The organism is Rhodococcus sp. EPR-134 (assembly GCF_001647205.1).
Classification (GTDB): Bacteria; Actinomycetota; Actinomycetes; order Mycobacteriales; family Mycobacteriaceae; genus Rhodococcus_F; species Rhodococcus_F qingshengii.
Window position 1 is genome coordinate 1 of record NZ_LVCT01000763.1, and the last position, 452, is coordinate 452.

A 452-nucleotide genomic window follows, 5' to 3' on the forward strand; every position below is an offset into this window, starting at 1 on the left:
ATGGGCGTTGCAGGCAGACCCGGCATTGCGTACGTGTTCCACGGCGTGACGCGCTCACGGTCGGCATCCGTGGTTGCGACCTCGGTGGTGTCGAGTGAATAGTTGACCGTGGAGTCGAACTGCAGAGGCTGATCGACTGCGAGTCGGTTGACGATCACCCGCGCGACCTTGGCCATGTCAGCGGGCAACGCCTCACGCTCGACCAGCGACGCTGCCACCAACAACTGGTACGGAGACATTCCGACCCCGCTGCCGGCTGTCAGAATTCCCGTGGCCTCGTACTTGGCGGCGCTACCCTCGACCAACGACCGCAGGATCTCGGTCGGTGTCGCAGTGGGATCGAAATCCCAACTGCTGGCGGCGATCAGGCCTTCGAGCTGACGGTCCTTGTCCGGCACGCTCTTGACCGACGACATCGCCCATTCGGGCACGCCGAGCGAAGCCAGATCGGA

At 63.9% G+C, this 452-nt stretch carries 1 protein-coding gene; it reads right to left on the reverse strand.

The window, feature by feature from the left end; all coding sequences use genetic code 11:
• On the reverse strand, positions 1-452 hold a 452-nt coding region (locus A2J01_RS32785), incomplete at both ends, for an endolytic transglycosylase MltG (RefSeq protein WP_197494351.1).